The organism is Asaia prunellae JCM 25354 (genome assembly GCF_000613885.1).
In the GTDB taxonomy this organism is placed as follows: Bacteria; Pseudomonadota; Alphaproteobacteria; order Acetobacterales; family Acetobacteraceae; genus Asaia; species Asaia prunellae.
This window is the reverse complement of the sequence record NZ_BAJV01000009.1, coordinates 104,870-127,340: the sequence shown is the minus strand read 5'-3', so window position 1 is coordinate 127,340 and position 22,471 is coordinate 104,870. Positions and strand designations below refer to the sequence as shown.

The window sequence follows — 22,471 nt, the reverse complement described above, 5'->3', positions numbered from 1 at the left end:
GACTTCGCTGAAACAGGGAGGCGCTTTTGTCCTCCCCCTCCCTATATTTAGGAAGCGAAAACATCCGCTTCAAAAGCTTCTTCCCACGACCCTGTGGTAGAGGCACGGGAATATTCAGTCGCACGATTTTCGAAGAAATTGGCATGTTCAACAGCATTGAGCATGTCATCAAGCCAGGGCAACGGGTTCTCTTCAATGCCATAGAACGGGTCGAGACCAAGCTGGGTCATACGACGATCGGCAATGAAACGGATATAACGCTTCACCTGGTCGGCGCTCAGCCTTCCACATCACCCATCTCGAATGCGAGATCAATAAATGCATCTTCGTGCTCGACCGTCGTCGCACAGATCTCAGCGAGCTCATTACGGAAATCTTCGGTCCAGATCTCGCTGTTTTCGCGCACGAACGTACGGAACAGACGGATCATCGACAGGCAGTGCAGCGTCTCGTCACGCACTGACCAGGACACGATCTGCCCCATACCTTGAGCTTGTTGAAGCGCGGGAAATTCAGAAGGATCGCAAAGGAGGCAAAAAGCTGAAGCCCTTCCATGAAGGCGCCAAACGCCGCCATGGTCTTGGCGATTTCGCGTTTGTTATTGATGTTGAAGGACTGCATGAAATCATACTTGTCCTTCATCTCCTTGTATTTCAGGAAGGCCGAATATTCGGTTTCCGGCATACCGATCGTATCGAGGAGATGCGAATAGGCCGCGATATGGATCGTCTCGATATTCGAGAACGATGACAGCATCATCAGCACTTCAGTCGGTTTGAAGACCTGACTGTAATACTTCATATAAGCCGAGTTCACTTCGACATCGGCCTGGGTAAAGAAACGGAAGATCTGCGTTACCAGATGGCGCTCACCTTCACTCAACGTGCGATGCCAGTCTTTCACGTCATCGGCCAGCGGCACTTCTTCCGGAAGCCAGTGCACACGCTGCTGGATCAGCCATGCGTCATAAGCCCATGGGTAACGGAAAGGCTTATAGACCGGATTGGCGGTCATGAGATCGAAATGCTGCTCCTCGGCGAGGGGAGCGCCTTGGTTCTTTGTCTCGCTCATTGGCTTTTCCTGTTTCTGATGTGCCTGGAATGGTTTCCTGCCGGATGCTGTGCATTCTTTTCCGGAGCAAGTGTCAGGACTGTATTACCCTGTGCATCGACGAGCAGCAGGTTTCCCTTCTGGAGAGACCAGGTCTTGACCTGATCAAACGCCGTGAAAACGGCTGTTTCCTGGGCCATCCGCACACCCGGACATGCCATGCGTGTACCGGCAACCGGCCCGAACGAAAGATCATGTTCCGTTGCAGTGACATGTCCCATCATGCGGTTACAGCCAGCTGTACCGGATAGAGAGCCATCAGCACCAAAAACAATAACGGCCGGTGCCTCGGGAGCTGTCCGGTTTTCACCGATCTTGTCGATTGTCCAGCTTCCGACCAACGCTACCGGCAATAACGCTGAAACCGGCTCAACAACAATCTCATGCTGTTCAGGTACCGCCCCGGTCGCAATGACGGCCTCCTTGCTGGTGTAGAGCAGCCGGTCTCCTGCCCGTATTTCTGCTCGCAACATATAGCGATGACCAGGCTTGAGAGACGATTGATCGTAGGAGAGCGCGTAACCGAAACCCTGGGTCCCGACGGGAGCAAATACCGTCTTGCTGAGTGTCACGGCCGGGGCATCGGCAAGACTGACATCCTCAAGCATCACGGCGAGCCGGGTACCTTCTGGCAGATCTGTCCTGCCTTTGACCGTAACCGCGCCTCGCACCACTGTGGACAGGTCGGGTTGTATCTCATCGGCCTGCGCTACCCCGGGGAGTATTACCGTAGGCATAGTCCCCAATACGAGGGCTGCAATCGCGAATGCCTTTACTGACATGACAGGCATTCCTCGTAGCTCGTGGTCTCTCTCGGCTTTTTGGCAGCTTCCGCAGTATTCGAGCTGTAGTCTTCTTCTTCAAGAATATTGGTCTTGAGCGCCATATCGCTCACGGCATCAGCACGCTGGATCGAGAGAGAACGGCAGTAATAGAGAGACTTCACGCCGCGCTTCCATGCCAGATAATGGATCTGATGCAGGTCGCGCTTGTGGATATCGGCCGGAAGGAACACATTGATCGACTGTGCCTGGCAGATGAAGGGTGCACGGTCAGCCGCATGCTCGATCACCCAACGCTGATCCAGTTCGAAGGCCGTCTTGTAGACATCCTTCTCATCCTGCGTGAGGAAATCCAGATGCTGGACCGACCCCTTGTTCAGCGTGATGGAAGACCAGACAGCGTCGGTATTCTGACCTTTCTGTTCCAGAAGCTTGAACAGATGGCGGTTGCGCACGGTGAAAGAGCCGGAAAGCGTCTTCTGCAGGAACACATTGGCAGAGATCGGTTCGATACCAGGGCTCGCATTGCCAGCGATGATCGAGATCGAGGCTGTCGGCGCAATCGCCATCTTGTTCGAGAACCGCTCCATGAAGCCGTATTCCTCGGCATCGGGGCACGGGCCCAGAACTTCTGCGAGATGCTTTGATGCCGCGTCAGCCTGGGTCTTGATCTGCTCGAAGATACGCTTGTTCCATACGCGCGCCATCACGCTTTCGAACGGAATGTTCCGGGCCTGAAGGAAGGAATGGAATCCCATCACGCCCAGACCGACCGACCGCTCACGCATGGCGGCGTAACGGGCGCGTTCCATATCGTCCGGTGCACGATCAATGAAGTCCTGCAACACGCGATCGAGGAAGAGCATGACGTCTTCGACAAATTGCGGGTTGTCCTTCCACTCATCCCAGGTTTCGAGATTGAGCGAGGACAGGCAGCATACGGCCGTGCGGTTCTTGCCGTGATGATCAAGCCCGGTGGGCAGCGTGATTTCGGCGCAGAGATTGGAGGTCTTGACCTCCAGTCCGGCAAGTTTGTGATGCTCGGGACGCGCCTTGTTCACATGATCGGAGTAGATGATATAGGGCTCGCCCTGCTCCATACGCGCCGTAAGAATCCGGATCCAGAGCTGGCGCGCAGAGATGCTGCGAATAACGGACATGTCCTTCGGCGAACGCAGACCCCATTCCGCGTCCTGCTCGACGGCGCGCATGAAATCATCCGTGATAAGAACACCATGATGCAGGTTCAGAGCCTTGCGGTTCGGATCGCCTCCCGTAGGACGACGCATCTCAACGAACTCTTCAACCTCCGGATGCCAGACAGGCAGATAGACAGCAGCAGAACCACGACGCAGCGAGCCCTGTGAAATAGCCAGGGTCAGGCTGTCCATGACACGGATGAACGGAATAACACCCGAGGTCTTGCCGTTTCTGCCGACATTTTCACCAATCGAGCGCAGATTGCCCCAGTAGGAACCAATGCCGCCGCCCTTTGAGGCAAGCCAGACATTTTCATTCCACAGATCGACAATTCCACGCAGACTGTCATCCGCCTCGTTTAGAAAGCAGGAGATCGGCAGACCCCGCGTGGTGCCACCATTGGACAGTACCGGCGTGGCAGGCATGAACCAATGCTGCGAAATGTAGTCATACAGACGCTGGGCGTGGGCCGCATCAGCGCCATAATAGGAAGCAACCCGACCGAACAGGTCCTGATAATGCTCACCCGGCAGAAGATAACGGTTATCGAGCGTGGCCCGGCCGAAATCTGTCAGAAGCGCATCACGTGAACGGTTGACGCGCACTGCGTGGTGGCCTTCAAGCTGCACCACGTCATCGAACATGTCAGGCTCTGACTCGATCTCCTGTGGTGCACGAGCGCAAGGCTCGGGCAGGACGTCGGCAGACGCAGAAACAGTCTCACTTGTCGTGTCGTCTAGCAGGCTCACCGGCCATCTCCCCAAGATCAAACCGAGATCAAGATCTCAAATTCCGAGTGTCCTCTTGGCTCAAGACCCACCCCCGATACAAGCAATATATCGGGTTAAATTTAGCGCCCGGCACTACATATGGTGTTGACAGGACAGGAAGCCCTTGAAGAACATAGAGTTCCTGGAAGGCGATTTGTTTACTCCCTGCACGGGAGTGACAATGAAGTCACAACCATTCCGGTGAACGTTTTGGGTGCACGCCGCGTTGGCTAGGCAGCAGGTCCGCTAGGGGCCCGGAACATCAGGAGAATGCGTATGACAATCAAGAAAACAGCCAGTGCCCAGTGGAGCGGTGGCCTGAAAGACGGCAAGGGCAGCATCTCAACCCAGAGCGGCGCCTTGTCGAGCCAGCCCTATGGCTTCAATACGCGATTCGAAGACAAGCCGGGCACGAATCCCGAAGAGCTGATTGGCGCTGCTCATGCAGGCTGCTTTACCATGGCCCTTTCGATGATCCTGGGTGAAGCCGGCCTGACCGCCACTTCCCTCGAAACGACAGCAACCGTGTCGCTCGACAAGACCGACTCAGGATTCGAGATCTCAAAGATTCATCTCGACCTCAAGGGTAGCGTCCCGGGTGCTGATCAGGCGAAATTTGAGGAGCTGGCCACAAAAGCCAAGAACGGCTGCCCGGTCTCCCAGCTGTTCAAAGCTGAGATTACCCTGTCGGCAACCCTGTCCTGACAGAACTCTCCCCCTTCATGGCAGTTACAGATTGCCATGAAGGGGGCCTCTCAATCGTTGTAACGATGCCAGCTGTTCTGGGCGTGATCGCGCAGAAGATGATCGAGCAGGATACAGGCCATCATGGCTTCGGCAACCGGAACCGCACGTATTCCGATACAGGGGTCGTGGCGCCCCTTGGTAATAACGTCGATATTCTCACCCTGTCGATTGATTGATGGCACCGGGACAAGAATAGAGCTGGTGGGCTTGATGGCAAAACGGGCAAGGATGGGCTGTCCTGTCGAGATGCCGCCCAGAATGCCGCCAGCACGATTGCTTTCAAAATGCAGAACACCTTCATGCATACGCATGGGATCGGCATTATCTTCGCCACGCAATGCGGCAACGCCGAGACCCTCTCCGATCTCAACCGCTTTGACACCGTTGATACCCATCAGGCCTGCAGCCAGATCGGCATCAAGCTTGCCATAGAGTGGCGCGCCCAGACCGGCAGGGAAGTTCTCAGCGACAACTTCAACGAGAGCCCCGATAGACGAACCATCCTTGCGAATGGCCGCAAGCAAAGCCTCCCACTCGATTGCCGTCACAGGATCAGGACAGAAAAGCGGATTTCTCGCCACCTCATCCCAATCCCAGCGCGCACGATCGATCGCAAGCCCACCGACCTGCACCAGGGCGCCACGAATACTGGCTTCCTGACCCAGAATCTCCGTAATGGCCCGACGTGCCACACCGCCTGCTGCCACCCGACAAGCGGTCTCGCGTGCCGATGAGCGGCCACCACCACGATAATCACGATGACCGTATTTCAAATCATACGTGACGTCTGCGTGACCCGGCCGATAACGCTGGGCGATATCGGTATAATCCTTCGAGCGCTGGTCCGTGTTTTCGATCATCAGGGAAATGGGAGTCCCTGTCGTCCTACCCTCGAAAACACCTGACAGGATGCGGACCTGATCCGCTTCCTGTCGCTGGGTCGTAAACCTGGATTGGCCCGGCCGCCGACGATCGAGCCAGGGTTGGATATCTGCTTCGGAAAGCGTTATGCCTGGTGGGCAACCATCGATCACGCAGCCAATGGCCGGACCGTGACTCTCTCCCCAGGTCGTGACCCGGAAAAGCGTTCCAAAACTGTTATCCGACATCTCAGCCTTCTGATGAAACGACGGCGATATCGGGAGCAGACGGATTCTTCATGCCCACAACATGATAGCCGCAGTCAACATGATGGATTTCTCCGGTCGTTCCGGACGAAAGTTCGGAAAGAAAATACAGCCCGGCGCCGCCAACATCCTTGAGCGATACATTCCGCTCCATCGGCGCATTGAGCTGGTTCCAGCGCAGAATATAGCGGAAATCGCCAATGCCATTCGCTGCCAGCGTCATGATGGGCCCCGCCGAGATTGCATTGACCCGGATATTATCCCTGCCGAGATCCGCAGCCATGTACCGGACCGATGCCTCAAGGGCCGCCTTGGCCACCCCCATTACATTGTAATGAGGCATAACGCGCTCTGCTCCCAGATAGGAGAGAGTCAGCAGTGATCCACCCTCATTCATGATGGCTGCTGCGCGACGCGCTACAGCCGTAAACGAGAAACAGGAAATATCCATGGCTTTGAGAAAGGCATCACGTGGCGTATCGACATAGCGCCCACGAAGGAACTGCTTGTCAGCCCAGCCAATGGCATGAACAACAAAGTCGATCTTGCCCCATGCCTTTTCGATCTCATCGAAAGCACGGTCGATATCGGCGTCATCACCGACATCGCAAGGGATAACCAGAGACGCACCGACGCTTTCTGCCAGAGGCTTCACGCGCTTGCCCAGTGCCTCGCCCTGATAGGTAAAGGCAAGCTCCGCCCCCTGAGCGGCGCAGGCTGAAGCGATGGCCCAGGCGATGGAGCGGTCATTGGCGACGCCCATCACAAGGCCGCGCTTGCCCGTCATCAGCGTCCCGGTGGGGAGATCGAACGAAGCGGTGGACATGAGGCAGATCCCGGTTAATGTCAGAAAAAGAAATAATAATGATCTGTTACGTCGCACATGCCCGCTGCGCAAACAAGTCTGCACGCGACACGTTAGAGAGGCGACGAAGACTGATCGACTTCAAACAGAAGGCTCCCTGCCATGCCCGCCGATAGCAGCTTACCGCTCATACCGCTCGACGCCGATCCTTTCCTCCTCTTCGCAGAATGGATGAAAGAAGCCGAAGCCAGCGAGCCAAACGATCCGAATGCCATGGCTATCGCTACGGCAACCCCCGGCGGCGTGCCCTCTGTCAGGATGATCCTTCTCAAGGGTGCGGATGAGACCGGATTCGTGTTCTATACCAATCTTGAAAGTCGCAAGGGGGGTGAGCTCCAGGCCAATCCCCATGCCGCGCTCCTGTTTCACTGGAAATCCCTGCGCAGACAGATCCGTATTGAAGGGCAGGTCGAGCCGGTCAGTGCAGAAGAAGCTGATCGCTATTTCGCAAGCCGCAGTCGCAATTCGCGTATCGGTGCCATTGCCTCGGACCAGTCGCGCCCCCTGCCCGATCGCGCCACATTCGAGGAGCGCATCAATCAGGTCACCAGACAATTCGAAGGCAAGGAACCCGAGCGACCGGAGAACTGGTCCGGGTTCAGGCTTGTTCCCCGGCAGATCGAGTTCTGGCAGGACCGCCCCTATCGCATGCATGATCGTGCAACCTGGACACGACAGGAAAACGATTGGGCCGTGACCCGCCTTTATCCCTGACTTTTCTCCCGGTTCGTAATCGGACCCGGATTTGTATTCTTACCGACGATATAGCGAGAAACCTCATGGCCAACGACGTCCGAAACATCCTTGTTCCGCTCAACGGCGCGGGCAATATCGATGCCGTTCTGCGTGTGGGACTTATCCATGCCCGTGCCTTCAATGCCCATCTCTCGGCTGTGCTTGTCGGAGATGATCCCAACGAAATGGCAGCTCTGACCGGCGAAGGTCTGTCCAGTTCGATGATCAATGAAATGATGGAAGCCGCCGAGCATGAAGCCCATCGGCGTATGCTGCAGGTACGCCTGAAATTCGATGCTTTTATCAAGGAAAATGATATCGAGCCCAAGCACGGTTTTCTAGAAACGACCCTCTCACCGAATCCCGTCTGAGCGCTTCGCTCGAATTCCTGACAGGATCGGAACATGAGGCCGTAACCTGGCGTGCCCGACTATCCGACATCACCCTGATGCCTCATCTTGGCCCCAATGATAACGCCCGTGCTTCCGAGGTGCTTCACGCAGTGCTGTATGACAGTGGGTGCCCGTTGGTCATTGCTCCCCCCAGTCCGCCCGTGACCTCTGGTACACGTCTCTGTATTGCCTGGAACGGGACCGCCGAGGCTGCCTCAGCTCTGCGCGGTGCCATACCTTACGCCAGACAGGCGCAGGCCGTGCAAATTCTGACCAGCGTTGACTATCATCGTCGCGGTCCGGAGGCGGATACGGTACAGGACTATCTGAAACTGCATGGCATCAATGCGGAAATCCGGGCCTTCAAGAGCATCGAACGCGATGTCGGGGCTGGCATTCTGGCTGCCTGTGCCGATTTTGGTGCCGATATGCTCACGATGGGCGCCTATTCACATTCGCGCCTGCGTCAGATGATTCTCGGGGGGGCCACACGTCATGTCCTTGAAACTGCAGGGATCACCGTGCTCATGAGCCGTTGAGTCTTTTGCCATGCAACGCCGGACATGCTACCGGCGCTGTATGGGTGTTTTCCTTCTATACGCCGCATGAGCCGCCTGAACCTCAAGCACGCAGCAAGCCGGTCCCTTCTTGCTCTTGCGCGTGCCTATGTCGATCTGACCATACGCACCACGCGCTGGACAATCACGGGATCGCCCGAATCCTACCCAGCCCTTCTGCAGAATGACGACCGTACAGAAGATGGCTGTATCACCGCGGCATGGCATCGCACCCTTCTGATGTTGCCCGCAATGTGCCGCTGGGCACATCGTATCAAGCCGGATCTCGACATAACGGTAATGATCAGCCGCAACCGTGATGGTCGCTTTATCAGCGATCTCATCGCCCCATGGAACATTGCCAGTATCGAGGGGTCAAGTGACCGCAACGGCAAGAACAAGGGCGGCAGCCGGGCTCTGCGCGAGGCCTGCACTGTACTGAATAACGGCGCGATCTTCATGATCACGCCCGACGGCCCGAGAGGTCCGGCCGAGACTGTCCAACCGGGTATCGAAGCCCTGATGCGGCTGACCGGCAAACCGCTGGTGCCGATCGGAGCCGCCTGCACGGGGTTCACCCTGCCAAGCTGGGACCGGTTACGTGTTCCACTTCCCTTCGGCAGGGGCTACCTGCTCTACGGCGCGCGCTGCTATTCCCCGATGCTGGCAGAAGACATTGCTGCGAGGCTGAAAACACTCTCTGCCCGCGCTGAAACCTGCCTCTCCCTGGGGCGCGCAGGTCTGGCCGATCGTCTATGGATGATAATGGGCATTGCGCTTGTACCCCTGTTGCGAGCCATGATGCTCATTCGCCTCCGACGTGGCAAGGAGCGTCTGGATCGTCTTCCCGAGCGACGCGGACGTACCCGAGTCATTCGGCCTGAGGCCCCCATACTATGGCTTCACGCCGCCAGCGTGGGCGAAACGCACTCGATCCTGCCTCTTATCCCGGTTCTGGCCGAACGCCATCCCGGACATCATTTTCTGATCACTTCCGCGACTGTCAGTGGTGCCGATATCATGGCTGCCTATCGTGATCAGTCAGGCACTCTGGCAGACCGCCTGAGTCATCAGTTTATTCCCTATGATGTCCCTCTCTGGACAAAACGCTTTCTCGATCACTGGCGTCCTTCAGCGTTGCTTCTGACCGATAGTGAACTCTGGCCCGGCCTTATACTTGCCTGTACGAGGCGGGCCATTCCCGTGGGTATCCTGAATGGACGTCTGTCCAGACGCTCGTGGCAACGCTGGCAGAAAATGAAACGGTTCACCTCGCCTCTTTTCCAGCGACTGGATTTTGTCGCAGCCCGTGGCGAGGAGGATGCCAGCCATTTCACTGCGCTCGGCGTGCGCGACGTCAGATGTTTTGGCGATCTGAAACAGAATGCTCCTGCGCCCCCGGTCAATCAGTCAGAACTCGATAATCTGATAGCCCATCTAGGAAACAGACCTGTCTTTCTTGCCGCCTCAACTCATGAAGATGAGGAAGAAATCATTCTCGGTGCGACAGCCCTTGCCCGTCGGAAAATTCCGGACCTGCTCACTATCATTGTCCCCAGACACCCGATACGCGGCGCCCAGATCGCCGCTCTTGCTGCTTCACCGGCACCAAGACGGGCACTCGGTCAGATACCAGAAGATGCAGACACGCTCTGGATTGCTGATACACTTGGTGAGCTGGGATTGTTCTATCGGTTATGCACCTGCGCACTGATCGGTAATTCGCTTCGCGCGCCTGGCGGTGGTCATAATCCGTTCGAGCCGGTCCGACTCGATGTCATCCTGGCCACCGGACCTCATCACGACAATTTCCGTCAGGCTTTCCGGCAACTTCATGGCCTCGTAACGACTATAACGGGAGAGGAGGAACTGGCCGGGTGGATCGAAACAGTGATAGGTGACCCGATGGCCTGGAAGGTCAGAGCAGAAGAAGCCCACGCAAGAATTGCGCCGCAGAGCGCTATACCTTCGGCCCTCCTTGATCGGATCGCTACGCTGTGCACCTGAAATTTGGGCCGCCCCGTTTCTGGCAAGACAAGAAGCCGAACTGGCAGGCAAAGGCACTTCTGCCCCTTTCCTGGTTGGTAGGTGCCATAATCCGTCTGCGCGCCTTTCGTACGACGCCCGTCATTTCTCCCTTGCCGGTTCTATGCTGCGGCAATCTGAGCGTCGGAGGCACCGGCAAGACCATACTGGTACGCGATCTGGCGCAGCGCCTGGCGAACCGGGGAGAGCATCCCCATATATTAAGCAGAGGCTATGGCGGAAGACTCGATGGCCCGTTGCGCGTTGATACCGCCATTCATACCGCTCGCGACGTCGGAGACGAGCCTTTCATGCTGGCACAGGAATTTCCTGTCTGGATCGGTGCCGATCGTAGTAAAACCGCTCAATGCGCTGTCGATTCAGGCGCAACCTGCCTGGTCATGGATGATGGCCTGCAAAACCCGACCCTGAAACAGACCTTCAGACTGGTGACAATGGATGGCGGAATTGGCCTGGGTAACGGCCAGACACTACCTGCTGGCCCCCTTCGGGAATCGCCGACCAGAGGTTTGAGCCGGGTCGATGCCGTGATTCTTATAGGACGCGACGATACGCAGGTCGTAACGCTTCTGCACCTGAACTGCCTTACCTCTCCGCGAAACTGATTCCCTCAGCCGCAATCAGACGGCTTCAGGGAAAGCAGATCATAGCCTTTGCAGGGATCGGACGGCCTGCCAAGTTCTTCGACATGCTGGCAGAAGCCGGAGCCCCCCCTATACGCAGGATCGCTTTCGACGATCATCATGACTATACTGAGCGAGACTGCGTCGTCTTTCTGTCCTTTCCCGACAGGCTGGCACTGTTCTGGTAACAACCCGGAAAGATTGGGTGAAACTGCCGGACTGGTTGCGCAGGGATGTCATTGTCATCGATGTCGAGCTTCTCTGGTCTGATCCCGATGCTCCTGAACTGTTGCTGGACCTGCTTCTGACGAATGTGTAGAGCCGCGTCATGAGCGACAGATCCAAAGTTTCCTTGCTGAATTACGCCGAATATCTTCTGGCCCGCGCTCTTCTGGCCGGATTATCCCTTCTGAAACCGGATACAGCGTCCGACCTCGGTGGCTGGGTTGCCCGCAGGATAGGACCGCTCCTGCCTGTCTCACATGTGGCAGATGCCAACCTTGCCCTTGCATTTCCCCTGAAGACACCAGCTGAACGTGCTCGGATCATTGTTGAGGTATGGGACAATCTTGGCCGGACCGTGGCCGAATTTCCTCATCTGGCCTCCCTGAAACAGGACACCTCATCAGGACCAGGCTGGAGTATCGAAAATGCTTCTGTTCTTGCAAAACTGGCTGAAGAAAAACGACCAGTTATTTTCTTTTCCGGCCACATCGGTAACTGGGAAATGCTTCCGCCGCTGGTTGCGCGTCACGGTCTGGCTTTTGCCTCCTTTTATCGTGCTGCAGGCAACACGCTGATCGACAGGCTGATCATCAGACTTCGATCAAAAGCGATGGGGTGTGATGTACCCATGTTTGCCAAAGGAGCAAAAGGCGCCCGCCTTGCCCTGCGCCACCTCTCACAGGGACATCATCTGGGCATTCTGGGCGATCAGAAAATGAATGACGGCATCAGAAGCCGTTTTTTCGGTCTGCCTGCCATGACGGCTTCGGCAGCAGCAAGCTTTGCGGTCAAATATGACTGTCCGATTGTAACGGGGCGAATCATCCGCCTGGGTCCAGCCAGACTGCATCTGGAGGTGGGGCCGGTACTGATACCTGACCAGACAGCCGGAAGACAGGATGAAATTTACCACCTGACACAGAAACTCAACGATCAAATAGAAAGCTGGATCAGGGAAATACCTGGGTGCTGGTTATGGCTGCACCGAAGATGGCCCAAAGAATTCTATAAAAAGAGAAAGATATAGTCCTGCAATAAAGACCCGCATTGGTTTCGAAAAGAAAATTTACGCGCCGGCGATCCGAACCATTGCTTTTTTGCAACACTGCCCATTCTTCATGACAAAAAATGTGCGCTGCATTCAATTATACGTTGAGACCGTCGGGTTTTGCCGTCTAGCCTCAGAGTTGCACCAGAAATGAGGACGCAACGTATGGCCCAGACGCTGCCGTTTCCCAAGAACGAAACTCCAGCACCTCTCAGCAATGTGATTCCACTGCGCTTCAACGTGCTTCCCCGCCATCGCGAGTATCTCTCGCAATGGTTGCAGGCCGGTCTGGCCATGGGACTTTGCGACGCGGACATTGAGACCGAAGGACGCGACGACACGGTGACCCATATCCTTATCTGGGTACGGGAAAATGCCGACCCAGCCTATATGATCAAGCCACGGGGCATGCGCTGGGTGCTGATCGATCATATTCGGGAACATGAGCTAGGCGTCTATGCCAGCCTTGAACGCGCCCTGCACACGGTACGTCCGGTCCTGCCACTGAAATCCATCGCAGCGGCCTGAATACTCCTGCCATCCCGATCGCCCTCCCCTTATCAGGGGCGATCAGGGCAAGAACTCCCGGGCTACCTTTTATGGTGTTGCCCGTGCCAGTCTCCGTGGGGCTGCGGAGGCCATTTTCACGCCGCCTCCGGGCAGGATTTCGAATACTGCCAGTCCACGCGCAACGCTTCCGTTGGGCTGGAGTACAAAGGTACCATCAGACCCGGCAAAGCCGTCCGGCCGGAGCAGAGATTTCTGCGAGAAACCGTCAGGCTGCTGGCTCAGCACAGCGGCCATTGTTGCCGTGTCATACGCGACATTTGCGAGCACGGAAGGCGCATAACCGTAACGGCTACGATAACGCTGAACAAAGTCCGTGCGTGCTATCGGATCCGGTGCAGCGAACCAGGCGCCCTGCAGTGCGCCCAGCTTCGCTGCGAAGGCGTTCCATAACGCCGGACCCAGGATACGCGTCTGATGCGAATCGATGGATGCCTGTTTCAGCCCATTGATTACCGTTGCAAGCTGCAAGCCTGTATCACCAAGCAGCAGGGCATCGAATGGTGGTGGCGGCAAGGCAATCGGTCCTGTCGCAGCCTGAGCCGGCGCGCCGCCCGGTGTTGCCGGGGGCGTTGCTGGCCGTGCGGATGCCGTGGGATCAGATGTCTCGGCGCCAAGGGGATTGACCGCATCAGGTTCAGAGGGCTTGGCCGCTTCGGTTTGCTGTGCCACCTGTCCCTGTCGGAATTGCAGATTGGCGAGGGTCTTGAGCCCACCGGTGATCGACTCGGGAGCCTCTGTATGAAAGACGATCTGGGGTGCTGTCAGCCCCTTGTCGGAACAGGCTTTGTTAAGCGCATCACCGAAGGCTCGGCCAAGAGCATTGTCAGGCAGGAAAGCAGCAAAGGTTTTGCGTCCCTCCTGCGTGGCGGCATCGACAAGACGTGTAATCTGCTGTTCGACCGTCACGCCCATGACCCATACGCCGGGTTGGGCCTGAGCCTGATCACTGGTGTAGGCAAATTCGGGTATATTCGCCGGTTGTGTCACAGAAGCAACCGAGGCCGTCTGGGCTGCTGTCAGCGGTCCCAGGATGACGATATCACCCTGTTCAAGAGCCGCACGGGCTGCGCCATCCGCCGATTGACCCTGAGCGTCAGTATCGCGGATATCGAGAGTAACGCCATGACCCTCGGGGACTGCAATATGGGCAGCATTCGCCATCTGCTGACCCAGCTTGCTGAAACGGCCGGTCAAGGGCAGGAGCATGCCGATTTTCTTGGTTGTATCCTGCTGGGCATTTCCTCTACCGGGCTGGCCGATTGGGGGGGGAGTTTCCGGCCCACTACAGGCATTCAGAACGAGCAGAGCGACACCGGCAAGTGCGGAAACCTTGCATGCAGAGGCCGTCCTGAGCGATGTGAAGGAAACCACGCGCTGACGGGGACCGAATGTCCGACTTACCATCTTGCACCCATACTCCTGTTGACGATTCGACCCTTGAGGGTTCGGACCATGCTTATGACACTTCCGGCGGTTCTGCGACCCTCTCCTCAGGTAGCCTGACTCTGGTCGCAACACCCATCGGCAATCTGGGAGATATCAGTGTTCGCGCCATAGAAACGCTCAAAGCTGCCGAACTCATCCTCTGCGAGGATACACGGGTAACAGCAAAATTGCTCAAGGCCTATAACATTTCCACACCGACATTAATTCTGCATGACCATAATGAAGAAGGACGCATTCCCGGTCTCCTGAACCGTTTGAAAGGCGGAGCAAGACTGGCCCTCGTTTCCGATGCCGGAACGCCTCTGGTCTCTGACCCCGGGTTTCGTCTGGCACGTGCAGCCATTGCAGAAGATGTAAGTATCGGAGCCATACCCGGACCCAATGCCGCAACGCTCGCACTTACGTTGTCGGGCCTCCCTCCGCATCCCTATCTCTTCAACGGTTTTGCCGCCCCTCGTTCAGCGGCGCGACGCAGCCAGTTTTCCATTCTGCGCGCTGCTGAACAGGCCGGGCTCAGCGCTACGCTGATCTGGTACGAGGCCCCTCATCGTTTGCTGGATATGATCGAAGATCTGATTGCCGTATTCGGCGCTGATCGTCAGGGCGCCGTCGCACGAGAGCTCACCAAGCGCTTTGAAGAGATCAGACGAGGCACACTGGCAGAATTGCAAACCCATTTTACCCAGACTGCGCCACGTGGCGAAATTACCATTCTCATTGGCCCATCAGGAGACAGTGACAAACCATCCGGGGATGATCTCGATTCCCGTCTCCTTGCCGCCCTTCAGACCCATTCAGTCAAGGACGCAGCTGCGCTTGTTGCCGGAGCGGTCAATCTGCCCAAACGCGTGGTCTATGCACGCGCTCTGGAGCTGGGCAAGGCATGATATCTGTCCGTCGATTGCCTAGTCCTGTTCCTTGGGCAGGGTGAAAAGTGTCTCTGCCAGAGCCGGATCTGGCGATACATCGAACAGATCGATCTGTGTCTCCCTTCTCTGGGCGTCTTTCACGACCCATGAACGCAGTGTCAGGGGTGAATCCGCAAAGATAAGAGTAAGACTACCTTCCGCAGGGCTTGCCGTACGTACAAGCGTGACTTGCACAAGCCCGCGGTCGTGCTGAAATCCCGTCACAGTCACATCACCAGAGAGACGCAGATCAGGGCGTAGCAACAACCCAAGAGGCGTACGATCCAGAGGCAAGGTCGTCACCTGTCCCAGCTCGCGATCCTGATAGACAATCTGTCCTTGATTGGCGACAAGCAGCAACGGGCTGGGTTTGTCATAATCGAAACGCATACGTCCAGGGCGATCAAGCCATGCCGTACCGGTCGAACGACCACCATCGGGGGCAATCTGCTGAAAGCGAGCCTTGATGGCATGGATGTTATTCAGGGCATCCTGCACCCGGGCGATCCAGCCAGCATCGGCTGGCCGCATTGCGACGGGTCTAGCCTGGGCCATAACGGGCATCGGTGCAAGAGAGAAGCCGATCAGACCGGCAAGCAGACAGACAGGGCGCAATGTCATGGCAGATCCGTCAGATAGCCGCTTCGTTGAAAATAAACGCACGTCACCCTGCCAGTCTCCATGATAGCGCTCAAGCCAGTGCTCGGCCTGCGTCTTTGCGCCGTCGGCAATGGCCATCAATGGCGCCAGATATTTTTCCTCACCAAGATCGCGCGCACGCAGCCCTTGTTCCGCCAGAGCGATCACGCGTTTTGCCAAAGCGCGTAATCCTCCCGGAAAATCTGCATTCATGCCTTTTTCAGGGACATCTCCTCGCAGGGCTCGATAACTTGCCCAATCCTGCTCACGCACGAGCGCTTCCGCCGCAACAAGGGTTGCCGGATCATATAGCAGGCCGACCCAGAGTGCGGATTGTGCCAGCATCATCGCCGGACTGCCTGCATCGGCACCACGCATTTCCAGAAACTGCTTGAGCCTGACATCAGGAAAAGCCGTCGTCAGATGGTCTTCGAAATCACCCATGGTCGGCGTGAGTCCAGCAAGGGCGGCTTGCGGCTTGCCGGCCATCCAGTCACGGAAAGATGCTCCCGCCACATCACGTATCTCACCATCACGCATGACAAAATACATAGGCACATCAAGCACCCAGTCGATGTAATGTTCGAAACCGAAATCTTCTTCAAAGCAGCATTCAGGCATTCCGGAACGTGCATTATCGGTATCGGTCCAGACATGGGCGCGATTGGACAAAAGCCCGTTGGGTCTACCCTCATAGAACGGTGAATTGGCAAAAAGAGCTGTCGCGAGCGGTTGCAGAGCCAGTGAGACACGCATCTTGCGCGCCATATCCTCTTCAGAACCGAAATCAAGATTGACCTGAACCGTACAGGTGCGGGTCATCATATCAAGGCCGAGCGCCCCGACCTTGGGCATATAGCGACGCATAATGGCGTAGCGACTTTTGGGCATGATGGGCATGGCATCACGCGGCCACAAAGGCTGAAAACCCAATGGAGCAAAACCCAGACCGAGCGACCGGGCTGGTGCACGCAGGTCTGCGAAATGCCCGTCCATCTCTGCTCTGGTTTCATGCAGATCGGCTACGGGTCGACCCGAAAGCTCGAACTGGCCCGCCGGTTCAAGCGAGACTGATTCTCCCTTGTGAGCACCCTGCCCCTTCAATCCGATCAGGTTACCCCGGTCCTCGATCGCCCCCCAGTCGCTTCCATCGCCCTTGAGTGCCTGCAACAGGGCCTCAATTCCCTCTGGCGTATAGGCGGGCGGGCTGTAGGCGATACGTCCGGATCGATCTTCAGGCAGAACGAAGCCGAATTTCTCATGCTCAGTGCCGATACGCCAGGAAGCTTGCGGCTTCGCACCATCGGCAAGAAGCGTGACGAGCTGGGCCTTGCTTTCGACTGGCGTGTCGTTCAGGTCACCTGGATTGGACATGGGCGTTACTGGAACCTCAGGAGATTTCTGGAAAACGAAACTGTATAGTTTCGTTCTATATGGACTGCGAAACGTAAAACGCCAACCGGGCAAGTCCTGCAACAACCGCAGTATCAGCACGAAGAATGCGTTTTCCGAGTGAAATCGGAATAATTGCTTTCTGTGCGCTCAAAAGACGACGCTCAGACTCTGAGAACCCTCCCTCTGGCCCAACAAGAAGCGCATGATTGCCCACAACGCGTGCAACGTCTGGGCATTCCTGTCGTTCCAGAGCGGCAAAAAGCGGGATCTGGTCATCCCACTCGTCCAGTAGCTGTGTCAGAGATCTCAGAGGATCAATGTGCGGTATATCGAGCCGTTCGCACTGTTCCGCCGCTTCAATCGCGATAGCACGAAAACGATCAGCGTTGATCCTGTGGGTATTGGTTCGTTCCGTTATGACGGGACAGAATCGCGTAACACCCATCTCTGTACCCATGCGAAGGACGAGATCTGTCGCGTCACGTTTGAGGGGTGCAAAAACAAGAACTGGCCCACTTGTTTCTTCTGGTGGCCTGACCCGGGTGCGTAACACGGCCTGCCCCCGATCCTTGCGATGGATCTCCAGCTGCGCTTCCCATTCTCCGGCTTCTTCATTGAATACATGCAGGATATCGCCATTCTGGAGGCGAAGCACTGTTGCCAGATACCGCATCTGATCAGCATTGAGCACAACACCTTCGCCCTCGGGCGAAAGCGGCAGATCGAGATAAAGCCGGGGCGCGTCCTGCATGAAACCCTCTGGATGCGTGATTGACGTTCGCTACTCATAGACGCAATGAACCGTCATGACGACACGGAGACCTTGATGATGCGCCAGACCGCAGCCCATACTGATATACGCGCTCATGGCTGGGTTGCCCGTCTGCCGGAAGGGCTGCGGCCATATGTGCTGCTCGCACGCCTGGACCGTCCGGTCGGAACCTGGCTGCTTCTCCTGCCCGGTATCTGGGGAATTGAACTGGCTCAGGGTGCCACACCGACGCATAGGGCCTGGTTGATCGCACTTTTCGCGATCGGGTCTCTGGCAATGCGCTCTGCCGGTTGCGTCGTCAATGATATCTGGGACCGCAAGATAGATGCGCAGGTAGCTCGTACTGCAGGGCGTCCCCTCGCCAGCGGCCGTCTGTCGGTAAACCAGGCCCTTGTCGTTCTCGCCGCATTACTGGCAATCGGTGCATTTGTGCTATTTCAGTTGCCCCTTGTCTGCTGGCTACTTGCCCCTCTGGCCCTGCTGCTCGTCGGCCTCTACCCGGCAGCCAAGCGCGTAACCTGGTGGCCGCAGCTCGTCATGGGTTTTACCTTCGGCTTTGGCGCGCCCATGGGTTATGCGGCGAGCGCGGGTCGCGTCGACTGGATTTGTGCCCTGCTCTATGCAGGCACCATCTGTGGCAGCTTGGCTTTGATACAATCTACGGGTTTCAGGATATGGATGACGATGCCCGTATCGGCGTGCGCTCCACGTCCCGCCTCTGGGCCTCAAAGGCACGGGGGTTCATCGCAAGCTGTTACGGTGCGGCAGTCCTGCTTTTTGCCTTCGCCATGGCGTTCGGTCATCTGCACTGGAGTGCCTGGCCCGTCGCAATTATCGCTTCTCTTCTGCTGATGACACAGATCACACGTCTGGACATTCACAATCCGGCACTTTGTCTCAGACTGTTCCGGCAGAATGTGCCTTTCGGCCTGGTCCTTGCTCTTGCGTTCATCCTTGGACGCGGCCTGTCATGAAAAATCCTGCCTGTTTCATAGCCAGTCAGACCATTATCGAAACAGCACCTCTGGTACCGGAGCTACGTCTCTATCTTGCCACCGAAATCACCCCTATCTGGCAAGCGACCGAAACGCACCTTGCTGAACTCAATATCGAACCACCGTTCTGGGCCTTCGCATGGCCTGGCAGTCAGCTTCTGGCTCGATGGATACTCGACCATCCTGAAACGGTTCGCGGCAAACGCGTACTGGATTTCGCCTGTGGTGGCGGTCTCGCCGGATTAGCCTGCGCACAGGCAGGCGCAAGCGAAGTACTCATCAATGACATTGATCAGCTCGCGCTGGAAGCCGCTCAACTCAATGCCTCTCTGAATGACCTGACCCTTGTACCAATCGAGGCGACCGGATCGGCTCGGAACCGGACGTCGATCTGCTGCTTTGTGGCGATGTCTGTTACAATCAGCAGATGGCAGACCGCATTATTCCATGGTTACGCAAATGCGCAGAGAAAATGGAAGTCTGGATGGCCGATCCCGGTCGCCCCTATGCTCCCAAAGAGGGTATTGAGATCCTTGCCTGCGCAACACTGCCGACCACCATGGAACTGGAAGGCAAGACTGCAAGAGAAACCCGTCTCTATCGGGTCCTGCCTTTGTGACGGTGAATACCTCTCACATCAGGAAGTTATATCCCAGAGGACATCACTCTGCTTCCTGAACAGTCTCCTCCATGACGCAGCCACCCGGCATTATCCATCCGGGCCCCTGTCCCGCCCTCCCTCATAATCGAGTCAACACGTGGTTGTTAAAAGTGCATGATGCATTGTGCGCGTGTCACGATGCTGGGCTTGTCTGTTCCTGGCGGATTCGAACCGCTCCAGCCGCCCCGCGGCCGACCTGAAATTCCGGCATTGCCCCACCGGAGAGGGGTGTGTTCGCTCTCGATTACCTGGTACCAGCTGCGTCACGCACTCACTTTTATGCTCCAGTTATGTTTCTGTATCCTGACCTCCAGCAACCGAAGTTGTCTGGAATAATCATCAACCCGTTTCTGTATTTCTGACACTGAAATGGTGGAGCAGAAACGGACTTCAGACCTCGTGGTCCGCGATAACGTAATCGTAGCCTCCTTGGCCAGATCGCGATAAGTAGCGATGCGCAAACGCAATATATCCCGTTCGGCAAGAGCCTGTGTCATGGTTACACCATCATCGATACAGGCTGATGCATTGGTCATATTGATACGCGTGATCAACGACTGCAGCTCAGCGGCGCTACGATCGTATTCTTCCAGCATCTGCACTGGATCTTCAGAAGGCGTATCCCCTTCCTGAACCTTGGCATTCCTGGTCAGACGCAATTTTAGTTGTTCCAGCCTTTTGGCCAGATCGGAGCGCATCGTCAGGGCTTCCGCAAGGAGCATTTTATCTTCCCTTTCCGATCGGGAGCTACAGACTGCTCGTTTCATACATGCAAACAAGTAGTTCAGCGATAAACATTTCCTTGATTAAACAGTATAATTCCATAAATCCTTGCAATTATTACATGGAATCAGTTTTGAGTCAGCATAACAAGTCATGAACGTGATTTTTCCCAAGTCTCGAGAAGCCCGATCAACTCATGCCGAATTTTTCTATCGCCCTTCTCCAGGAATGGCAGGAGCTGTTTCACCTCGCGCAGGAACACCCTGGCAAAGCCCTTGTCATGACGAATGATCGAACGTGCGTTATCCAGAAGATCTGCCAGTTTGATCGTCTGACCTTCGGCGCTGGCACGCGCCGAATGGGCGCGGTCAATCGCTTTACGGGCAGCCCGGTTTCCATCTTCATGACAACTGACATCGGTTAGCATCTCAACCAGAGATGCGACCTCGGTTCCGAATTCTGCCTCGATCTCACTCAGGGTGACGGGAGTGTCTTCCACGACATCGTGAAGCCATGCCGCTGCCACAGCCTCAGGCCTGCCTCCTGTATTCATAACGCTCGACGCAACAGCTTCAGGATGAACGATATACTCCTGACCGTCATATTTTCGTTTCTGTCCGATGGCACCATGAGCTCTTGTTGCAAATACCCTGGCGCGACAAACCAGATCGTCCATAACCCGTAAACTTCTCCTTCTACAGTCGGAATCCCCCGATCTTACCAAGGCAATAAACCTGTATCGGGAAAATCGGACGTCTCTCAGCCATGCAAACCGGATCTGTGCCTGCGGCGGAAACTTCGCCCAAGGCTCAGTCCGGCTCCAAGCCAGGCAATGATCATGGCGCAAAGCAGACAGAGCGTAGAGGCATGTGTACTGAACCGGAAAACGCTGGCCACCAAAAGCGCACCCAATGTCTGTCCACCCAGACGGGCCACCGAAACAAGACCACTTGCGCTCCCTTCCCTGCCACGGGGTGCAGCGAGCATCATGACGCGGTTATTGGGTGGCTGGAACATGCCAAAGCCGGAACCGGCAAGCCAGGTACGCCAGATGATATCAAAATTGCTTGCGTCGCTCGGCAACATCCAGAGCAAGGCAAATCCGCACCCGGTAACTGCAAGGCCAAGACTGGAAAGCAACGCTGCCGGGATCCGGTCGGTCCAGCGACCGATGAGAAAAGACATGATTGCCACACCCACAGCCCAGGGCGTGATCAGAAATCCCGTCACGGTAACCGGCCGATGAAATACCGTTTCGAGAGTGAACGGCATGGCAATGATGAAGAAGTTGGACGCGACGAAACCGGTCATCCCCACGATGAACGCGATGAGAAAAGAGGGCACACCCAGCAGATCGACCGGCACAACGGGCTCACTGCTGTCACGCTGATGACGCAGCAACGCGATCCAGCACACAACACCAATGGCTGAAAGCGCAACGGCACTTACCAGACCGCCATGCACGAAATCATCAATACCGATCACTGTGAAAGTGAAAGCAGCAACTGTCAGGCAGATTGCGGCCAGATCGACCGATCGCTCGGAACGCGGTGTAACCGGCAATGCCAGGCTTGCCATGACAAGCGCAACAGCACCAAGAGGAACATTGATCCAGAAAATCCATGGCCAGTTCGCCACTGACATAACCAGTGATCCAACCGTAGGACCAAGCGCCACGCCCATACCGATGATCAATCCGTTGAGGGCAAGCCCCTTCCCCAGAATTTCCCTGGGATAGATGAAACGTATGAGCGCGATCGCCACGCTCATGATGCTCGCCCCCCCGATACCCTGCAAGCGCGAGCCAGAGCCAGTTCAAGCAGACTGGTAGACAGGGCGCAGAGCACCGACGCTATCAGAAAGATTGCGATACCCAAGCGGCACATACGCGCAAAGCCGATGCGCGCACCGATTGAGGCAAGTGGCAACAGCATGGATAGCGAGGCAAGCTGATAGGCGTTGATGACCCAGATTGACTGGGAGGACGCAACATGCAGATCATGGGCAATGCTGGGCAAAGCCACATTGGCAACAGCGTAATCAAGTACCGAGAGCAGCACAGCCAGCGCCACCGCAAGCATTGCCTTGGCACGCTCCCAGCCATAGAGACCTTCTCCATGCTGCACGGTACTCAT

The 22,471-nt window shown here is 56.3% G+C and carries 18 protein-coding genes and 5 pseudogenes; 11 read left to right on the top strand and 12 right to left on the bottom strand.

What is annotated here, in order from left to right:
- Nucleotides 1-47: 47 nt before the first annotated feature.
- The 3 genes and pseudogenes from JCM25354_RS17920 to JCM25354_RS09210 form a co-directional block, all read right to left on the bottom strand.
- A pseudogene (locus JCM25354_RS17920) lies at nt 48-1,071 on the bottom strand (ribonucleotide-diphosphate reductase subunit beta).
- Nucleotides 1,068-1,892 carry an META domain-containing protein gene (locus tag JCM25354_RS17915; protein ID WP_025885797.1) on the bottom strand — a complete coding sequence of 275 codons (825 nt, stop codon included), beginning with the start codon at nt 1,890-1,892 and terminating at the stop codon, nt 1,068-1,070. Before JCM25354_RS17915 ends, JCM25354_RS17920 begins: the two are co-directional and overlap by 4 nt.
- On the bottom strand, nt 1,883-3,736 hold the full coding sequence (locus tag JCM25354_RS09210) for a ribonucleoside-diphosphate reductase subunit alpha (protein WP_084294704.1): 1,854 nt from the start codon (nt 3,734-3,736) through the stop codon (nt 1,883-1,885). The genes JCM25354_RS17915 and JCM25354_RS09210 overlap by 10 nt, the downstream gene beginning before the upstream one ends.
- A gap of 402 nt (nt 3,737-4,138) precedes the next feature.
- Here JCM25354_RS09210 and JCM25354_RS09205 point away from each other — a divergent pair, with 402 nt between their 5' ends.
- Entirely contained in the window at nt 4,139-4,567 is a 429-nt protein-coding gene (locus tag JCM25354_RS09205) for an OsmC family protein (protein ID WP_025885795.1), read from the top strand.
- Nucleotides 4,568-4,617: 50 nt separating this feature from the next.
- Here the strand turns inward: JCM25354_RS09205 and aroC are convergent, their stop codons facing one another.
- Nucleotides 4,618-5,718, bottom strand: coding sequence for a chorismate synthase (gene aroC, locus JCM25354_RS09200; RefSeq protein WP_025885794.1), 1,101 nt, complete (start codon nt 5,716-5,718; stop codon nt 4,618-4,620).
- 1 nt (nt 5,719) lies between these two features.
- The gene (gene fabI / locus JCM25354_RS09195; RefSeq protein WP_025885793.1) at nt 5,720-6,562 is read right to left on the bottom strand and encodes an enoyl-ACP reductase FabI; all 843 of its coding nucleotides are present in this window, start codon (nt 6,560-6,562) and stop codon (nt 5,720-5,722) included.
- 141 nt (nt 6,563-6,703) lie between these two features.
- Between fabI and pdxH the strand changes: the two genes are divergently transcribed.
- From pdxH to JCM25354_RS09165, 7 genes and pseudogenes are all read left to right on the top strand, one after another.
- The gene (gene pdxH, locus JCM25354_RS09190) at nt 6,704-7,315 is read left to right on the top strand and encodes a pyridoxamine 5'-phosphate oxidase (protein WP_025885792.1); all 612 of its coding nucleotides are present in this window, start codon (nt 6,704-6,706) and stop codon (nt 7,313-7,315) included.
- 65 nt (nt 7,316-7,380) lie between these two features.
- Nucleotides 7,381-7,707: a hypothetical protein gene (locus JCM25354_RS22500; RefSeq protein WP_243443996.1), complete on the top strand. Its 327-nt coding sequence runs from the start codon at nt 7,381-7,383 to the stop codon at nt 7,705-7,707.
- A gap of 77 nt (nt 7,708-7,784) precedes the next feature.
- Nucleotides 7,785-8,267, top strand: coding sequence for a universal stress protein (locus tag JCM25354_RS22495; RefSeq protein WP_243443995.1), 483 nt, complete (start codon nt 7,785-7,787; stop codon nt 8,265-8,267).
- A gap of 66 nt (nt 8,268-8,333) precedes the next feature.
- On the top strand, nt 8,334-10,292 hold the full coding sequence (locus JCM25354_RS09180) for a glycosyltransferase N-terminal domain-containing protein (protein WP_025885791.1): 1,959 nt from the start codon (nt 8,334-8,336) through the stop codon (nt 10,290-10,292).
- A pseudogene (lpxK, locus tag JCM25354_RS17905) lies at nt 10,289-11,273 on the top strand (tetraacyldisaccharide 4'-kinase). The gene JCM25354_RS09180 and the pseudogene lpxK overlap by 4 nt, the downstream one beginning before the upstream one ends.
- Before the next feature lie 9 nt (nt 11,274-11,282).
- Nucleotides 11,283-12,206 (top strand): LpxL/LpxP family acyltransferase, encoded by a 924-nt coding sequence (locus JCM25354_RS09170; RefSeq protein ID WP_025885790.1) that lies wholly within the window; start codon nt 11,283-11,285, stop codon nt 12,204-12,206.
- A gap of 186 nt (nt 12,207-12,392) precedes the next feature.
- On the top strand, nt 12,393-12,755 hold the full coding sequence (locus JCM25354_RS09165) for a hypothetical protein (RefSeq protein WP_025885789.1): 363 nt from the start codon (nt 12,393-12,395) through the stop codon (nt 12,753-12,755).
- A gap of 69 nt (nt 12,756-12,824) precedes the next feature.
- Here the strand turns inward: JCM25354_RS09165 and JCM25354_RS09160 are convergent, their stop codons facing one another.
- A complete protein-coding gene (locus JCM25354_RS09160; protein ID WP_084294702.1) occupies nt 12,825-14,201 on the bottom strand; it encodes a penicillin-binding protein activator in 1,377 nt (458 codons plus the stop codon).
- Here JCM25354_RS09160 and rsmI point away from each other — a divergent pair.
- A complete protein-coding gene (rsmI, locus tag JCM25354_RS09155; RefSeq protein WP_199899936.1) occupies nt 14,186-15,130 on the top strand; it encodes a 16S rRNA (cytidine(1402)-2'-O)-methyltransferase in 945 nt (314 codons plus the stop codon). The two genes, JCM25354_RS09160 and rsmI, sit on opposite strands and share 16 nt — an antisense overlap.
- Nucleotides 15,131-15,148: 18 nt before the next feature.
- On the opposite strand, the gene JCM25354_RS21685 is transcribed toward rsmI, so the two are convergent.
- The 3 genes and pseudogenes from JCM25354_RS21685 to JCM25354_RS09145 form a co-directional block, all read right to left on the bottom strand.
- A complete protein-coding gene (locus JCM25354_RS21685) occupies nt 15,149-15,772 on the bottom strand; it encodes a LolA family protein (protein WP_199899937.1) in 624 nt (207 codons plus the stop codon).
- A gap of 10 nt (nt 15,773-15,782) precedes the next feature.
- A pseudogene (locus JCM25354_RS17900) lies at nt 15,783-17,164 on the bottom strand (glutamate--cysteine ligase).
- A 55-nt stretch (nt 17,165-17,219) separates the two neighbouring features.
- Nucleotides 17,220-17,936: a 16S rRNA (uracil(1498)-N(3))-methyltransferase gene (locus tag JCM25354_RS09145; RefSeq protein WP_025885785.1), complete on the bottom strand. Its 717-nt coding sequence runs from the start codon at nt 17,934-17,936 to the stop codon at nt 17,220-17,222.
- Nucleotides 17,937-17,981: 45 nt separating this feature from the next.
- On the opposite strand from JCM25354_RS09145, the pseudogene ubiA reads away from it, so the two are divergent.
- Nucleotides 17,982-18,931, top strand: a pseudogene (gene ubiA, locus JCM25354_RS17895) (4-hydroxybenzoate octaprenyltransferase).
- Nucleotides 18,928-19,698, top strand: coding sequence for a class I SAM-dependent methyltransferase (locus JCM25354_RS17890; RefSeq protein WP_408734986.1), 771 nt, complete (start codon nt 18,928-18,930; stop codon nt 19,696-19,698). The pseudogene ubiA and the gene JCM25354_RS17890 overlap by 4 nt, the downstream one beginning before the upstream one ends.
- A gap of 178 nt (nt 19,699-19,876) precedes the next feature.
- Here the strand turns inward: JCM25354_RS17890 and JCM25354_RS09130 are convergent, their stop codons facing one another.
- The 3 genes and pseudogenes from JCM25354_RS09130 to JCM25354_RS17885 form a co-directional block, all read right to left on the bottom strand.
- Complete coding sequence (locus JCM25354_RS09130; RefSeq protein ID WP_025885784.1) at nt 19,877-20,335, bottom strand: DIP1984 family protein; 459 nt, start codon at nt 20,333-20,335, stop codon at nt 19,877-19,879.
- Nucleotides 20,336-20,487: 152 nt separating this feature from the next.
- Nucleotides 20,488-21,012, bottom strand: a complete 525-nt coding sequence (locus JCM25354_RS09125) for an HD domain-containing protein (protein ID WP_025885783.1) — start codon at nt 21,010-21,012, stop codon at nt 20,488-20,490.
- Between the two features lie 83 nt (nt 21,013-21,095).
- Nucleotides 21,096-22,471, bottom strand: a pseudogene (locus JCM25354_RS17885) (MFS transporter).

Bases quoted from the DNA above. Each gene is read 5' to 3' on its own strand.
- fabI (WP_025885793.1), bottom strand. From the start codon at position 6,562: ATGTCCACCGCTTCGTTCGATCTCCCCACCGGGACGCTGATGACGGGC.
- JCM25354_RS22500 (WP_243443996.1), top strand. From the start codon at position 7,381: ATGGCCAACGACGTCCGAAACATCCTTGTTCCGCTCAACGGCGCGGGC.
- JCM25354_RS09160 (WP_084294702.1), bottom strand. From the start codon at position 14,201: ATGGTAAGTCGGACATTCGGTCCCCGTCAGCGCGTGGTTTCCTTCACA.
- JCM25354_RS21685 (WP_199899937.1), bottom strand. From the start codon at position 15,772: ATGACATTGCGCCCTGTCTGTCTGCTTGCCGGTCTGATCGGCTTCTCT.
- JCM25354_RS17915 (WP_025885797.1), bottom strand. From the start codon at position 1,892: ATGTCAGTAAAGGCATTCGCGATTGCAGCCCTCGTATTGGGGACTATG.
- aroC (WP_025885794.1), bottom strand. From the start codon at position 5,718: ATGTCGGATAACAGTTTTGGAACGCTTTTCCGGGTCACGACCTGGGGA.
- JCM25354_RS09205 (WP_025885795.1), top strand. From the start codon at position 4,139: ATGACAATCAAGAAAACAGCCAGTGCCCAGTGGAGCGGTGGCCTGAAA.
- JCM25354_RS09145 (WP_025885785.1), bottom strand. From the start codon at position 17,936: ATGCAGGACGCGCCCCGGCTTTATCTCGATCTGCCGCTTTCGCCCGAG.
- JCM25354_RS09180 (WP_025885791.1), top strand. From the start codon at position 8,334: ATGAGCCGCCTGAACCTCAAGCACGCAGCAAGCCGGTCCCTTCTTGCT.
- JCM25354_RS09125 (WP_025885783.1), bottom strand. From the start codon at position 21,012: ATGGACGATCTGGTTTGTCGCGCCAGGGTATTTGCAACAAGAGCTCAT.
- rsmI (WP_199899936.1), top strand. From the start codon at position 14,186: ATGTCCGACTTACCATCTTGCACCCATACTCCTGTTGACGATTCGACC.
- JCM25354_RS09130 (WP_025885784.1), bottom strand. From the start codon at position 20,335: ATGCTCCTTGCGGAAGCCCTGACGATGCGCTCCGATCTGGCCAAAAGG.
- JCM25354_RS09165 (WP_025885789.1), top strand. From the start codon at position 12,393: ATGGCCCAGACGCTGCCGTTTCCCAAGAACGAAACTCCAGCACCTCTC.
- JCM25354_RS09170 (WP_025885790.1), top strand. From the start codon at position 11,283: ATGAGCGACAGATCCAAAGTTTCCTTGCTGAATTACGCCGAATATCTT.
- JCM25354_RS17890 (WP_408734986.1), top strand. From the start codon at position 18,928: ATGAAAAATCCTGCCTGTTTCATAGCCAGTCAGACCATTATCGAAACA.
- pdxH (WP_025885792.1), top strand. From the start codon at position 6,704: ATGCCCGCCGATAGCAGCTTACCGCTCATACCGCTCGACGCCGATCCT.
- JCM25354_RS22495 (WP_243443995.1), top strand. From the start codon at position 7,785: ATGCCTCATCTTGGCCCCAATGATAACGCCCGTGCTTCCGAGGTGCTT.
- JCM25354_RS09210 (WP_084294704.1), bottom strand. From the start codon at position 3,736: ATGTTCGATGACGTGGTGCAGCTTGAAGGCCACCACGCAGTGCGCGTC.